Consider the following 14,147-nt stretch of genomic DNA (forward strand, 5'->3'; position numbering starts at 1 on the left):
ATACTTCCCCGGGTGTTCCTGACGATATCCGCGGCCGGCGACGCCGGCCGCCCCGCCACAGACCTGGGCTTCCTGCTGCACAAACACCCGGAAAAGGCCCAGGAGTTCAGCACGTCAGCAGGCACGGCCCACGTCTTCTACCCGGCGGCGGACGAACGGCGCTGCACCGTGGCCCTGCTGCTCGATGTCGACCCGGTCGCACTCGTGCGCGGGCGCGGGCGCGGGGCCGCGCCCGACGCCACGCTCGCCCAGTACGTGAACGACCGCCCCTACGCGGCCTCCTCACTGCTCGCGGTCGCGCTCGGCCAGGTGTTCCGCACCGCGCTGCGCGGCGACTGCGCGGCCCGCCCCGAGCTGCCGGGGCGGGCGCTGCCGCTGCGCGTCGAGGTGCCCGCGCTCCCCGCGCGCGGCGGTGCGGACGTGGTGCGGCGGCTGTTCGAGCCGCTGGGCTGGGCGGTGACGGCGGTGCCGGTCGCGCTGGACGAGACGTTCCCCGAATGGGGCGACTCCCGGTATCTGCGGCTGACGCTGACCGGCACGGCCACGCTGTCGGCCGCGCTGCGCCAGCTGTACGTGCTGCTGCCGGTGCTCGACGCGGCCAAGCACTACTGGATCACGGCGGAAGAGGTGGACAAGCTGCTGCGGGCCGGGGACGGCTGGCTGGCTGGCCGGGCACCCGGAGCACAGGCTGATCGTCGACCGCTACCTGGCCCACCGCACCGCCCTGACCAGGCAGGCGCTGACGCGGCTCGAACTGGCGCGGCTCGCCGAGCTGGACGACGGCGCCGTCGAGGAGCTGGACAACGCCGTCGCCGACGGCCAGGACGGCACCGCGGACGAGGACCCGGCGGCCGGGGAGGGCGCCGGGGCCCCGGTGCCGCTCGCCGTCCAGCGGCGCACCGCGGTCCTCGACGCGCTGCGGGCGAGCGGCGCGAGCCGCGTGCTCGATCTCGGCTGCGGCGGCGGGCAGTTGCTGGGCGCGCTGCTGGCGGAGAAACGGCTGACGGAGGTCGTCGGCATGGACGTCTCGGCGCGCGCCCTGGCCGCGGCCCACCGGCGGCTCGGCGTGGACCGCATGCCGGAGCGGCAGCGCGCGCGGCTCCGGCTGATCCAGGGCTCGCTGGTGTACACCGACGCACGCCTGGAGGGCTACGACGCGGCCGTGCTGTGCGAGGTGATCGAGCACGTGGACCCGCCGCGGCTGCCCGCGCTCGCCCACGCCGTGTTCGGCGCGGCCCGGCCCGGGACGGTGATCGTCACCACGCCGAACGCCGAGTACAACAGCCGCTGGGAGACGCTGCCCGCCGGGCAGTTCCGGCACACCGACCACCGTTCGAGTGGACCCGGGCCCAGTTCGCCGCCTGGGCCACCGAGGCGCGCTCGGCGCGGCGGCGGAGCGCGGTGTCGACGTGGCGTCCCTCGCCGCGCGGCAGCGGGAACGCGCCGCGGACGCCGAGGCCTTCACGGCGGCGTACCGCACGTACTGCCGGCCCACGGGCGAGGGGCTCGACGGCGTGCGCATCGCGCCGTTCCAGCTCCTGGCCTCGGAGGGGCGTTCGCTCGCCGCGCTGCCGCACGACGAGCAGCTGGCGCTGATCGACCGCGTGGTGGAGCGTGACCCGCTGTTGTCCACGACCCGGCGGCTGGCGGTGGACACCGGGGACGAGGCGTCGGTGGCCGAGGGCGTGCGCTGGTGGCTCGGCCTGACCGCGGACGGCGGCGAGGGCATGGTCGTCAAGCCGCGCGCGGCGTACGTGCGGGGCGCGGACGGGCGGCTGGTCCAGCCGGGCATCAAGTGCCGCGGCCGGGAGTACCTGCGGATCGTCTACGGCCCCGAGTACACGCGCCCGGAGAACCTTGGGCGCCTGCGGCAGCGGAGCCTGGGCCACAAGCGGTCGCTGGCCCTGCGCGAGTACGCGCTGGGTCTTGAGGCGCTGGACCGGGTCGCGGCCGGCGAGCCGGTGTGGCGCGTGCACGAGGCAGTGTTCGCCGTACTGGCGCTGGAGTCCGAGCCGGTGGACCCGCGCCTGTAGCCGCGAACGGCCGGGGTCCCGGCGTGTATTGACGGGTGTGCGGCGGTTCTGACAGCGTGCCGCGGGGGGCGAGCATGAGTCTTTTCGGGCAAGACCCCTTCCTGGACGCGCTGGCGCGCGAGGACCGCCGCGCGCTCCTCGCCGCGGGCGCACCCCGGAGCTACGCGCCGGGCGATGTCATGGTGCGCGAGCGTGACACCACCACCTTCGTGCTGGCGATCCTCAGCGGCTGGTCCGTCGTCTCGGTCGGCACCGAACGCGGGACCCGGCTGATCCTCGCGCTGCGCGGCGCGGGCGAGGTGGTCGGCGACCTGGCGGCCGTGGACCAGCATCCGCGCAGCGCCACGGTCACCGCGCTCGGCCCGGTGGAGTGCGTGGTGTTGCCGGGCGAGCGGTTCCGTCGGTTCCTCTCCGCCCGCCCGGCCGCGACGCAGCTGATCATGCGCCAGCTGTCGGCGCGGCTGCGCAGCGCGGACGTGGAACGGCGTTCGCTGGCCTCGGAGCCGGTGCTGCAACGGCTGGCGGCACGCCTGGTCGAGTTGGTCGAACGGGCGGGGCGGCAGGCGCCCGAGGGGGTCGTCGTCGACCTGCCGCTCCCCCAGCACGACTTGGCCGCCGCGGTCGGCGCGACCAGGGAGGCGGTCGCCAAGGCGCTGCGGCTGCTGCGCGGTCAGGGGCTCGTGGAGACGGGCACCCGGCGGCTGGTGGTGAAGGACATCGGCGTGCTGCGCCTGCTGGCCGCGGGCCGCGACTGACCGCGCGCGGGGGGGCGCACGAACCAAGCGGGGGCGCGCGCGACGGGGGCGCGCGATGGTGGCGTGCGCCCCGAATATCACCTCAATCGGCGCCGGTTGTGTAAACGGCTACATCGCGCCCTCCGCATCCGCGCCACGCTGTTTCCCGAACGACCCACTCACCGGGCGGCGAAGGCGGCAGGGGGACAGCGTGGCCAGTACGGAAGAACGGGCCGTGTACCGGCTCGTGGTCTGCGGGGACGTCAAGGATTCCGGACGGTTGAATCTCGGCGCGAAACTGCGGATGCGCGAAAGTCTCTACCAGGTGTTCCAGGACGCGCTCGACGCCGTCGACGTGGGACCGGAGCAGGTGGACGTCATCGATCGGGGCGACGGGCTGCTGCTGTCGTTCGAGCCGGGGGTGCCGCCCGCGCTGATCGCGGGCGTGTGGCTCGAGGAGGTGCGGCAGGGCCTGATCGAGCGCAGGCCCGTGCTGCACGACCGGCTGCGGATGCGGCTCGCCATGCACCAGGGCCCGGTCTCGCACGACGGCAGGGGCCCCGTCGGCCGGGCCGTCGACCTCGCCTGCCGGCTGTGCGACTGCGATCCGGCGCGGCGCGTCCTCGACGCCTCCGACAGCGATCTGGTGCTGGTCGTCTCCGACCCCTTCCACGGCGCGGTGATCGCGGACAGCGTCGGCGAGCGGTTCGTCGAGCCGGAGGCGTACCGGCCGTTCCGCGTCTCGGTGAAGGAGACGGACGAGATCGCCTGGTTCCGCGTTCCCGGGCTGCCGGTGCCGCCTGACCTGACGGGGGGAGGCGGCACCGGCACCGCCCCCGGCGGGGCGCCGCCCGCGCCGGAAGGGCGCGAGCCCGGCGCGGCGGGCGGCGATACGGAACGCGACCTGTCGCGGTACCGCATCGACGTGCACGACGGGGACAGCACCGTGGTGTCGGCCCGCACCATCGAGGGCGGGCTGACCATCAAGCACGGCAACCGCTCGCGCCGCGACGGGCAGCAGCAGTGAGCGAGGACGGACAGGACGCGGACGACGCGAAGGGCAGACCCCCCGAGGGCGGCGGTCCGAAGGGCGGCGCCAAGGACGAGGGGAAGGACGACGGCGGCCGGGAGGGCAAGGAGAACCGGTTCTCCGGTGCGCACGCCGGCCCGCGGGACGGCGCACACGGCGCGGGCGCCGTGCACGCCGTGCGCCAGGCACGCGCCAACTACACCACCGTGCACGGGAGCAGCACGCTGGTCGACAGCTCCCGCATCGACCGGGTACAGGTCGGCGACACCCACCACTATCACTACGGGCCGCGCACCGCCCCCCTGGTGACCGGCGCGGTGACCACCGAGGAACTGCGGCGCCTGCGCCTGGTGTTCGCGCCGCCGCCCGAGTACCCGGCGCTGCTCGACCACCTCCGCGGGCGCCGCGTGCTCGCGCTGTGCGGCGACCCGGGCAGCGGGCGCGGCTGCACGGCGGTGTCCCTCCTGGACGAGGTGGCACACGGCGCGGTGGAGCGCATGGACCCGCGCACCGAACTGTCCGCGCTGTCCGGCGACGCCATCCGGGAGGGCCACGGCTACGCCCTCGAACTGGCCGGCGGCACCGGCCGCCCCGCCGAGCTGCACCTGGACCGGCTGGGTGCCCTGCTGGCCGAGCGCAACGCCCATCTGGTCCTGGTCGTGGACGCCGGGGACCTGGGCGACGCGTTGCTGCGCGGCCGGTACGGAAGGCTGTTCCTGCCGCCCCCGCCGCAGGAGGTGCTGAAGCGGCATGTGGCCTCGCTGGTGAAGGGCGAGGAACGGCGCACGCACGCCCTGGGCGTCGCGGAGCGCGACGACGTGCGCGGCGCACTCGGTCTCACGCGCCTGCGCCCGCGCGAGGCGGTCGCGCTGGCCGGGCTCCTGGCCCGGCACGCCGGCGGCGACCTGGACGACGCGGGCCTGCTCGCCGAGTGCACGCGCTTCGCGCCCCGGCAGGCCGCGCTGTGGTTCGCCGGTGCGGGCCGGGGCGCGACCCTGCGCGCGGCGCTGCCGACGCTGCGGCCCGCGGCGCTGCGCCTGGGCCTTGCGGTGTACGACGGTGCCCCCTTCAGCGTGGCCGCCGAGGCCGCCGAGGCGCTGACCTGGGAGCTGGCCACGACCCTCGCCCCGGGGCGGACGCCGGGCCGGCCGCTGTTCACCGAGGATCTGCGGGCCCGGCTGACCGCGGCCCGCGCCGGGCTCGGCACGGGCGAGGTCTCCCTCGGCGACGACCAGGTGCCGGTGCGCACCGTGCGGTTCGAGGGGCGGGGCCTGCCCTGGGCGGTGCTCTCCCACGTCTGGGAGGAGCACCACAACGCCCGCGGCCCGATGTGCCGGTGGCTGAACGCCCAGTGCGACGACCCACGCCCACTGGCCTGGGTGCCGGCCGCGCTCGCGGCGGGCGCGCTGGCCACCCTGGACTTTCCGTTCGCGGAGGCCGAACTGCTGATGCCGCTGGCCGGCTCCGAGTCCGGCACCCAGCGGCTCGCCGCCGCCACCGCCCTGGCCCAGACCGCCCGCACCCCGCGACTGCGGCCCGTCGTCGCGTCCCTGGTGCGGGGGTGGGCCGAGGACGGCAACGAGCTGCTGCGCAGCACGGCCGCCCTGGTCCACGGCTACGGAACGGTGGCCGGTTCCGTGGCCCGTTCGCTGGACGCGCTCGGCCCGCTCTCCGAGCCGGGGGACGACGCGGCGCCCGAGGCCGCCTGGGCGCAGTTGCAGGACGTGTCCTACAGCGTGGTGCGGCTGGCCGCGGGTGCCGAACCGGACACCGTGCTGCGGCGGCTCGGCCAGTGGCTCGGGGACCGGCGGATCGGCCGCAGGGACCTCGCGCTGCTGAGCATCATCCAGCTGACGGGAAGCCGCACCTGGCAGCTGTGGGGTCTGGACGAGCAGCCGGAGCTCGAAGCCCACCAGAACTGGCCGCTGACGGCCGCGCTGATCGCGGCCGGACCCGAGCGGGCACCGCTGCTCGCCGATCTGGTGTGGGCCGGGCTCGACACCGCCAGGTCGCGGGACGCGCTGCTCGTGGGCTTCAGGTCGTGGATGCGCCGGTCGGCGCGGAACGCGGAGCTGCTCGACGCCCTCTGCGCGTTCCTGCCGCTGCTGGTGAGCGGCCCGGCCGACGCCGCACGGCTGCGGGCCCTGGTGACGCGGCTCGCCCGCGACCCGGACGAGCCGATCCCGCCCGCGACGGTCGAACGGCTCGGCGCGGCCCTGGGCGCCGGGCCAGGGCCGCGCCCCGGCGGCCGGGACACTCCCGCCGCCCCCACACCGAGCACGCGCAGAAGGGAATCGACCGTATGAACGCGCACACCTGGAATCAGCCGCAACCGCCTCAGCACCTGCCGCAGCCGAGACCGATCCACCCACCGCAGGCCCGGCCCGGTTTCGCGGCCCAGCGGCCCGCCATGCCCGCCCCACCCACCACACCCGCCGCACCGGCCCCGCCCGTGCAGGAGCTCGCGGGCCCGTTCCTGCGGGAGTACGCGCCGTCCTGGCCGTTCCGGCACCCGAGCGCGCAGGTGGCCTCGGTGCTGTTCTTCCGCGGCAGACAGCCGCGCGTGGTCCTGCCCGAGGGACAGGAGGGCGTCTGGCCGCTGCGGCTGCTGCGCCGCCCCTACGCGGTGTTCGAGATACAACTGGGCACGCACACGCTGTCGTTCCACATGCGGCTGCCGGCCGCGGACAGCGTCTCGTTCTTCCCCGTGCGGGTGGGGGTGGCGTGGCGCGTGGCGGACCCGCTGCGAGTGGCCAGGGAGCAGGTGTCGGACGTGGCCAAGCTGCTGGCGCCGCTGTGGGAGGAGCGGCTGAAGGACATCTCGCGGCGGTTCCCGATCACCCAGGCCGAGCAGGTGGACACGGCGGTGCGGCAGGAGCTGAGCGGCAGTGACCTGGGCACCCGGTACGGCATCGAGCTGGAGGTGTTCGTCGACATCACGCCGGACGAGCTGACGATCAAGCACGCCGGCGAGGTGCTGAGGGCCCAGCACGGCCAGGCCATGGAGCGGCTGGAACAGCAGCTTCAGCTCATGAAGAACGAACACGAGCGGACCGTCGTCCGCGAGTGGGCGACGCACTTCCAGCAGGCGATGTCGCAGGGCGACACGGCGGTGATGGCCGAGCTGATGGCGCGCCACCGCGACGACATCCCCGGCATCAGGAGCATGCTGAAGAACGAGCAGCTGACGGCCAGACGGGACGGCATGGAGCTGCTGTCCCGGCTGATCGAGGGCGGCATGCTGGAGTCCTGGCAGCTCGGGGACCAGGCGCAGGCCGTGGTCGACTTCGTGCGGCAGGGCACGCAGCGGATGATCGACACCGCGGCGCGCCGGACGACGCCCGACCCCGGGGTGGCGGGCGGCGAACTGCCCGAGGCGCGGCGTGAGGTGTTCTGGCAGACGCAGCAGGAGACGCAGGAGACCGAGGACCCCGCGGACGGCGGGGGGCCGGGCCGCAGAATGGACCCATGACCTTCCATGTCGACTCCGAGACCGGGCGGCTGCGCCGAGTGATCCTCCACCGCCCCGGCCTCGAACTGAAACGGCTCACGCCGACGAACAAGGACGAGCTGCTCTTCGACGACGTGCTGTGGGTGCGGCGGGCCCAGCAGGAGCACGACATCTTCGCCGAGCTGCTGCGGTCCCGCGGCGTCGACGTGCGGCTGTTCGGGGACCTGCTGACCGAGAGCCTGGACGTGCCCGCCGCGCGGGCCCTGGTCCTCGACCGCGTCTTCGACGAGCGCGAGTACGGTCCGCTGGCCACGGACCGGCTGCGGGGGGTGTTCGACGGGCTGCCGACGGCGGAGCTGGCCGAGGTGCTGATCGGCGGCATGACGAAGCGGGAGTACCTGGAGCGGTACGAGGAGCCGGCCTCGGTGCGGTTCCACGTGATGGACCTGGACGATTTCCTGCTCAATCCGCTGCCCAACCACCTCTTCGCGCGGGACACCTCGGCCTGGGTGTACGACGGGGTGGCGATCAACGCGATGCGCTGGCCCGCCAGGCACCGGGAAAGTGTGCACTTCGAGGCCGTGTACGGCCACCACCCGCTGTTCGCCGGCCCCGGCGCCGGTGACTTCCACATCTGGTCGGAGGGACTCGGTGCGCACCCGTCCACCATCGAGGGCGGGGACGTGCTGGTCATCGGCAACGGCGCGGTGCTGGTGGGGCTGAGCGAGCGGACCACGCCGCAGGCGGTGGAGCTGCTGGCCCGCCGGCTGTTCGCGGCCGGCTCGGCGCGCGTGATCGTTGCGCTGGACATGCCGAAGCGGCGGGCGTTCATGCACCTGGACACGGTGCTGACGATGGTCGACGGGGAGACGTTCACCCAGTACGCGGGGCTCGGGATGCTGCGCTCGTACACGATCCAGCCGGGCTCCGGGGACGAGGAGCTGAAGGTCACCGACCACCCGCCGGAGCACATGCACCGGGCCATCGCCGCCGCGCTCGGCCTCGGTGGCATCCGGGTGCTGGCCCCGGTCCAGGACGTGCACTCGGCCGAACGGGAGCAGTGGGACGACGGTTGCAACGTGCTGGCGGTCGAACCGGGCGTGGTGGTGGCCTACGAGCGGACCGTCACCGCGAACACGCATCTGCGCGAGCACGGCTTCGAGGTGCTGGAGATCCCGGGCAGCGAGCTGGGACGCGGCCGGGGCGGCCCGCGGTGCATGAGCTGTCCCGTGGAACGGGACGCCGTATGAGCCTGTACCGCCGTCCGCCCCTGGCGCGATCTGCATACTCATGTAGAATTCCGCATACTATTTCAACAAGATCCGCGCGACGTACGGAGTCGATATGGCGACAGAGCTTTCGGGCCGCCACCTGCTCAAGGAGCTCGACCTCACCCCCGAGGAGTTCCGCTCGCTCATCGCCCTGGCCACGGAGCTGAAGGCGGCCAAGCAGTCGGGCAGCGAAACCAGGGCCCTGACGGGCAAACACATCGCGCTGGTCTTCGAGAAGAGTTCGACGCGCACGCGCTGCGCGTTCGAGGTGGCCGCCGCGGACCAGGGCGCGGCAACCACCTGCCTCGACCCCTCCGGCTCGCACATCGGCCGCAAGGAGTCGGCACGCGACACGGCCCGCGTGCTCGGCCGCATGTTCGACGCGATCCAGTACCGGGGCAGCGCCCAGCGCACCGTGGAGGAGCTGGCCGCGCACGCGGGCGTTCCCGTCTACAACGGACTGACGGACGAGTGGCACCCGACCCAGATGCTGGCCGACGTGCTGACCATGGCCGAGCACGGGCCGGGGCCGCTGGAGCGGACGGCCTTCGCCTACCTCGGCGACGCCCGCAACAACATGGGGAACTCCTACCTGGTCACCGGCGCTCTGCTCGGCATGGACGTGCGCATCGCAGCCCCCGCGCAACTGTGGCCGGACGCCGCGGTGCAGGCGGAGGCCAGGCGCCTGGCCGGGGAAACGGGTGCGCGGATCACGCTCACCGAGGACGTGGCCGAGGGCGTGCACGGCGCCGACTTCGTCGCCACCGATGTGTGGGTCTCCCTCGGCGAGCCCCAGGAGGTATGGGACGAACGGATCGCGCTGCTGCGCCCCTACGCGGTGACCGGGGACGTGCTGCGCGCCACCGGCAACCCGGACGTGAAGTTTCTGCACTGCCTCCCCGCGTTCCACGACCTGGGCACCGAGGTCGGCCGGGAGATCCACGCGCGGCACGGCCTGGACTCGCTCGAAGTCACCGACGAGGTCTTCGAGTCCGAGCGGTCGATCGTCTTCGATCAGGCGGAGAACCGGCTGCACACCATCAAGGCCCTGATGGTCGCGACCCTCGGCTGACCAGGCAAACGCCGCCCCCGCGGGCGCCGGGTGCGTGCCGGGTGCGTGCCGGGCGCGTGCCAGGGGGCCGTCGTCCGAACGTTCCGGGTGCGCGCACATCGTCCGGCGCATACGTCAGTTCACGTGAAGGACGCGTTCCGGTCGCACACGGGATCTACATTACCTGCGCGGGGCGGCCACGGACTTGGGGGGCCGCGGCGGACAGAGGGCTTGGCACCGGCCGCTCCTCGTGCACACCTCGCGGGTGCGCCATGCGGCTCCCGAAGCCGCCGCCCGCCCACGAACCGACCGAACGAAGGACGTCATTCCGTGCGAAGAAAAGCCGCTGTACTCCTGTCCCTCTGCGGCCTGCTGGCCGTGTCGACGCTCGGCGCCACGGCCGCCTCCGGGGCGCCGCAGACCGACGACGACGCGCCCGCGCCGGCCGGCTGGGAACGCGTCGACACGCAGCTCCTCAACGAACTGCTCGCCGACGACGGCGCCGCCCCGCTCAACGCCTCGGCCGACGAGCCGGAGGAGCTGCCCTGGGCCGTCCAGTCCGTGAACACCGGCCTGTTCGTCGCCTCGGAGCAGCGCTACGCCGAGCCGTACACGGGCGTGCTGCGCGCCCGTTCCGACTCGGTCGGCGGCGGCTGGGAGCAGTTCGACATCTACTTCGACGATGCCTCGGAGACCGTCACGCTGACCTCGCGGGCGAACGGCCTGAACGTGGCCACCGAGCGCAACTTCACGGGCGCGTCGAACGGAGTGCTGCGCGCCCGCTCCGAGGGCGTCGGCAGCTGGGAGCGGTTCGTCCTCTACTACCACGACGACCTCCAGACCTTCGCCTTCCGCTCCGTGGTCAACGACCTCTTCGTCGCCACGGAGCAGAACAACACCGGCTCGCTCCAGAACGTGCTGCGGGCCCGCTCCGACTGGATCAACGGCTCCTGGGAGCAGTTCTACCTTTTCTGAGGCGGACGGCGGACGGCCGCCCGCGGCGGCGCCGAGGGGGCGCCGCCGCGCACACGGCCCAACGGGCCGAACGGGCCGGACGGCCCGGTCACCGGGCGCCGCGGGCACTGCCCGCGGCGCCGTTCCCGTCGAACGTCACCGTTTCCGGGGCCGCGACCACCACGCCCGCCGCCCGCAGCGTCGCCTCGATCTCGCGCGGCACACCGGCCCGCAGGCTGGCGTGCGCGCCACGCACCAGTACCACCCGGTGGCCGCGGTCGAGCGCGGCGAGCGCGGTGGCCCGCACCACCGACTCGCTGTGCATCCCGGCCACCACCACCTCGGCCCCGACCGGGACCAGGCCGGCCAGGCCGCTGCCGGCGAAGGCATCCGGCCGGGTCCTGTGCACGACGGGCTCGCCGTCGAGCGGGCGGAGGAGCGGCTCGTGCCCGCCCGGAGGTCCGGCGGCGCCGGTGTCCTCCCCGGCACCGGCCTCGCGCACATGGATGACGACCGCGCCCGCGGTGCGCGCCCGCCGCAGCAGGTCCCCGATCACGGCGGAGACGGAGGAGAGGGCCGGACCACCGGGCGCGGGCGTGGGGGCGGGGTCCGACGGGGTCATGGATAAGTCGAGAAGAAGCAGCACAGGGGCCATCGACGCAGGGTAGCAACCGCCCTCCGACGCCAACTTCCGCGGAGGGCCTAAGCGTTGCTCTGCACGGCGGCATCCCGACGGGCCCCGCGCCGGGTTTGCCCCACCCGACGAGGCGGACGTCGTGGCGCGCCAGGGCCGCCCGGTCAGCGCGCGACGGGACAGGACCGTCACGGTGCGAAGGCGGTCGCGTTTTCCCCGACCCACTGGGCGAACGTCCGGGCCGGACGTCCGGTGACCCGCTCCACCGTGGGCAGCACGGTGTACCCCGCTGCGGGCGGATCGGTGCGCATGGCGAGGAAGAAGGCGACGTCCTCGTCCGAGAAACCGGCACCGCGCCACTGCGCGACGGCCTCCTCCCGGGACAGCTCGGCGTACCGCACCTCGCGGCCGAGGACCTCGGCGAGGGTGCGGACCTTGTCCCGAACGGTCAGCGCCTCGGGGCCGGTCAGCCAGTACTCCTGGCCGCCGTGCCCTTCGGCGGTCAGCGCCGCAGCGGCGACGGCGGCGATGTCCGCCTCGTGGATCATCGCGCTGCGAGCCTCGGGGAACGCCTCGCGCACGACACCGTCCTTCCGCACGGAATCCGCCCACTCCAGCGCGTTGGACATGAACTCCACGGGTGCGAGCCGCGTCCAGACGAAGCCGCCGTCCGCCGCCGCCCCGGCGGCCAGGGCCTCGTCCAGCGGGGTCGCCTCGGTCTCGCCCTTGAGCACGGTGATCCGCCGCACGCCGGAGCGCCGCGCGAGAGCCGCGATCTCCCGCCCGTTGGCCAGGGGCGAGAAGTCCGCGCCGCCACCGCCGAGCGGTGAACCCCCCGCGCCCCGGCCGACGCCGCGGGCGCCGTCAGGACGTCCTGACCAGAGGCCGCCAGTACTGCTTGTCCTCCCGGTCCCGCACCACGAACCCGAGCTTCTGCACCTCCTCCCTCAACTCCGCCACGTCATCGCCGTGCTTCTTCCTCAGCGCCGTCTCCCTCGCCCTCAGCACGGCATTGGCCGCGGGCGGCAGATCCGGGGTGCCCGGCACCCACCGGCGGTACAGCTCGGCGTAAGGATCGCTCTGCCCGGCCCACCGGTAGCCGTGCTCCTGGAAACCCCGCGCGAGTGCGGCCGGGCTGCTTTCGTGCCGCTCACGCAGCAGCTCGCGCGACGCCGGGTCGAGGATCACCAGCTGCTTGCCGTCGACGAACACCGCGTCCACGTCGGAGCGGGCTATGCGGCGTGACATGCCGTCCTTGTCGAGCCGTATCTCCCCGTCCACAAGCGTCACCTTCAGACAGGAGGCCAGGGCGAGGGCGGCGAACCCGAGCCCGAGCAGCAGCCCCGCGGCGGCGAGCGCCACCGCCACCCACGGCCCGTCGAACGAGGCGATCAGCTCGAAGGGACCCTGCATCGGCGCCCACGGCCGGTCGGCCAACCAGCCGGCCACCGGCGGCAGCACAGCGCCGAACAAAACGCCGAGCACCGGGGCGCCCACGATGATCAGCAGCCGGTCGCGGAGGGAGAGCCCCAGCACCGTAGGTCCTGTCGTCTTGCCGTACTCCATGCCGTCACCGTAAGTGACCGCAGGGCCACGGCACAGTAGTCCAAGGTCTTGTTCCCACCCGACTTTCGTCAACTTTAGTTGTAGGGTCTGCGCGTGTCCCTTCCCCTCCTCTCCCACGACACGGCCGGAGAAGGCCCCGCATTGCTGCTGCTGCACTCCGCCGTCTGCGACCGGCGGATGTGGGACCCGCAGTGGCGGATGTTCCTCGACGCCGGATTCCGGGTACTCCGCTGCGACTTCAGAGGCCACGGCGACACCCCCGCGCCGGACGGCCCCTACCGGGACGCCACCGACGTGTGCGACCTGCTCGACGCCCTGGGGGTGGCGGAAACGGCGGTCGTCGCCTCGTCCTCCGGCGGCGCGGTGGCACTCGAACTGGCCGCCCGCCGGCCGGAACGGGTCACCGCGCTGGTGCTGCTGAACACCGGCTCACCCGCCCACCCGCCCTCGGCAGCGCTGCGCGGCATCGCCTCCCGCGAAAGGGCACTGATCGAGGCCGGGGACGTGGCCGGCGCCGTCGAACTCGGCGTGCACACCTGGCTCGGCCCCGAAGCGGACGCGAACACCCGGGCCGTGGTGCGGCTGATGCGGCGCCGCGCCCTGGACATGCGGCCCGCCGCGGAGGACGCCGGGCGGGCCGGGGCAGCGGCCTTCCGCCCCGAGGACGTCAAGGCGCCCACGCTCGCCGTATCGGGCGCGCACGACCTGCACGACTTCCGGCAGGTCGCCGCCGGGCTGCCAAACCTCCTGCCCGCCGCCGAGCACGTGGAGCTGCCGTGGGCCGGGCACCTGCCGAATCTGGAACGCCCGGCGGAAACCGCCCTGCTCGTCCTGGACTTCGTCGAGCGGCACACGGCCGGGGCGCGGGGGCGCTGACGGTCAGTCCTCCCAGACGTCCACCCGCGGCAGGCCCCTGGCCTCGCGTTCGCGGTCGATGAGGCGCTGGATCACCTCCGTCTTCCCCTTCGTGTACTCAAGGCTGCTCCGCCGCTCGGCGGCCAGCCTGCGCTTCACCGCTGCGTACTCCGCCGCGGCCTCCGGATGCGCCCGCAGGTGGTCGCGCAGGAGCCGTTCGTTGCGCGTGGGCCAGGAGGCGGCGGTGACGACGTGGAGGTGGAACGCGCGCCGCCCGGCGCCGTCCGCGCGGTAGTAGAAGAAGCGGCCGGTCATGCCCGTCTCCTCGGGCACGTAGCCGAGCCGCGCCAGCACGGCTGCCCGTTCCGGTGTCACCTGCTCCAGCGTGTCGACGGACGCCATCAGGTCGATGATCGGCTTGGCCGCCAGCCCGGGGACGGACGTGCTGCCCACATGCTCGATCGCGCGGAAGAGTCCGGGCAGCGCCGCGGTCAGTTCCTCGCCCGCGCGCCCGGCCAGCGCGGCCCAGGCGGGGTCGTGGTCTGCTATCACCATGGTCACGGGCCAA

12 protein-coding genes and 2 pseudogenes are annotated in these 14,147 nt (G+C 73.9%); 10 read left to right on the plus strand and 4 right to left on the minus strand.

Annotation, left to right across the window (positions count from 1 at the left end; translation table 11 throughout):
* Positions 1-12: 12 nt before the first annotated feature.
* From STBA_RS06955 to STBA_RS06995, 9 genes and pseudogenes are all read left to right on the plus strand, one after another.
* Positions 13-1,368, plus strand: a pseudogene (locus STBA_RS06955) (3' terminal RNA ribose 2'-O-methyltransferase Hen1); the annotation flags it as partial.
* Positions 1,369-1,376: 8 nt separating this feature from the next.
* Positions 1,377-2,033 (plus strand): annotated as a pseudogene (locus tag STBA_RS06960) (polynucleotide kinase-phosphatase); the annotation flags it as partial.
* A 74-nt stretch (positions 2,034-2,107) separates the two neighbouring features.
* Complete coding sequence (locus STBA_RS06965) at positions 2,108-2,788, plus strand: Crp/Fnr family transcriptional regulator (protein ID WP_077058399.1); 681 nt, start codon at positions 2,108-2,110, stop codon at positions 2,786-2,788.
* A 190-nt stretch (positions 2,789-2,978) separates the two neighbouring features.
* Positions 2,979-3,794 (plus strand): hypothetical protein, encoded by an 816-nt coding sequence (locus tag STBA_RS06970; RefSeq protein WP_077058400.1) that lies wholly within the window; start codon positions 2,979-2,981, stop codon positions 3,792-3,794.
* Positions 3,791-6,103, plus strand: coding sequence for a hypothetical protein (locus STBA_RS06975; protein ID WP_077058401.1), 2,313 nt, complete (start codon positions 3,791-3,793; stop codon positions 6,101-6,103). The genes STBA_RS06970 and STBA_RS06975 overlap by 4 nt, the downstream gene beginning before the upstream one ends.
* Positions 6,104-6,207: 104 nt before the next feature.
* Positions 6,208-7,269: a hypothetical protein gene (locus tag STBA_RS06980; RefSeq protein WP_143659446.1), complete on the plus strand. Its 1,062-nt coding sequence runs from the start codon at positions 6,208-6,210 to the stop codon at positions 7,267-7,269.
* Positions 7,266-8,498, plus strand: coding sequence for an arginine deiminase (locus STBA_RS06985; RefSeq protein WP_077058403.1), 1,233 nt, complete (start codon positions 7,266-7,268; stop codon positions 8,496-8,498). The genes STBA_RS06980 and STBA_RS06985 overlap by 4 nt, the downstream gene beginning before the upstream one ends.
* Positions 8,499-8,592: 94 nt before the next feature.
* Positions 8,593-9,591 carry an ornithine carbamoyltransferase gene (gene argF / locus STBA_RS06990; protein ID WP_077058404.1) on the plus strand — a complete coding sequence of 333 codons (999 nt, stop codon included), beginning with the start codon at positions 8,593-8,595 and terminating at the stop codon, positions 9,589-9,591.
* Positions 9,592-9,900: 309 nt separating this feature from the next.
* Positions 9,901-10,545 carry a hypothetical protein gene (locus STBA_RS06995; protein ID WP_077058405.1) on the plus strand — a complete coding sequence of 215 codons (645 nt, stop codon included), beginning with the start codon at positions 9,901-9,903 and terminating at the stop codon, positions 10,543-10,545.
* An 88-nt stretch (positions 10,546-10,633) separates the two neighbouring features.
* Here the strand turns inward: STBA_RS06995 and STBA_RS07000 are convergent, their stop codons facing one another.
* The 3 genes from STBA_RS07000 to STBA_RS07010 form a co-directional block, all read right to left on the minus strand.
* Complete coding sequence (locus STBA_RS07000; RefSeq protein ID WP_077058406.1) at positions 10,634-11,179, minus strand: isochorismatase family protein; 546 nt, start codon at positions 11,177-11,179, stop codon at positions 10,634-10,636.
* 167 nt (positions 11,180-11,346) lie between these two features.
* Positions 11,347-11,907, minus strand: coding sequence for a hydroxylase (locus STBA_RS07005; RefSeq protein WP_077058407.1), 561 nt, complete (start codon positions 11,905-11,907; stop codon positions 11,347-11,349).
* Between the two features lie 115 nt (positions 11,908-12,022).
* Positions 12,023-12,724, minus strand: a complete 702-nt coding sequence (locus STBA_RS07010; RefSeq protein WP_077058408.1) for a hypothetical protein — start codon at positions 12,722-12,724, stop codon at positions 12,023-12,025.
* Between the two features lie 93 nt (positions 12,725-12,817).
* On the opposite strand from STBA_RS07010, the gene STBA_RS07015 reads away from it, so the two are divergent.
* Positions 12,818-13,600, plus strand: coding sequence for an alpha/beta fold hydrolase (locus STBA_RS07015; protein WP_077058409.1), 783 nt, complete (start codon positions 12,818-12,820; stop codon positions 13,598-13,600).
* 3 nt (positions 13,601-13,603) lie between these two features.
* Here STBA_RS07015 and STBA_RS07020 read toward each other — a convergent pair whose 3' ends face one another.
* A complete protein-coding gene (locus tag STBA_RS07020) occupies positions 13,604-14,134 on the minus strand; it encodes a GrpB family protein (protein ID WP_077063157.1) in 531 nt (176 codons plus the stop codon).
* Positions 14,135-14,147: the final 13 nt, after the last annotated feature.

It is taken from the genome of Streptomyces sp. MP131-18 (assembly GCF_001984575.1).
GTDB classification, from domain to species: domain Bacteria; phylum Actinomycetota; class Actinomycetes; order Streptomycetales; family Streptomycetaceae; genus Streptomyces; species Streptomyces johnsoniae.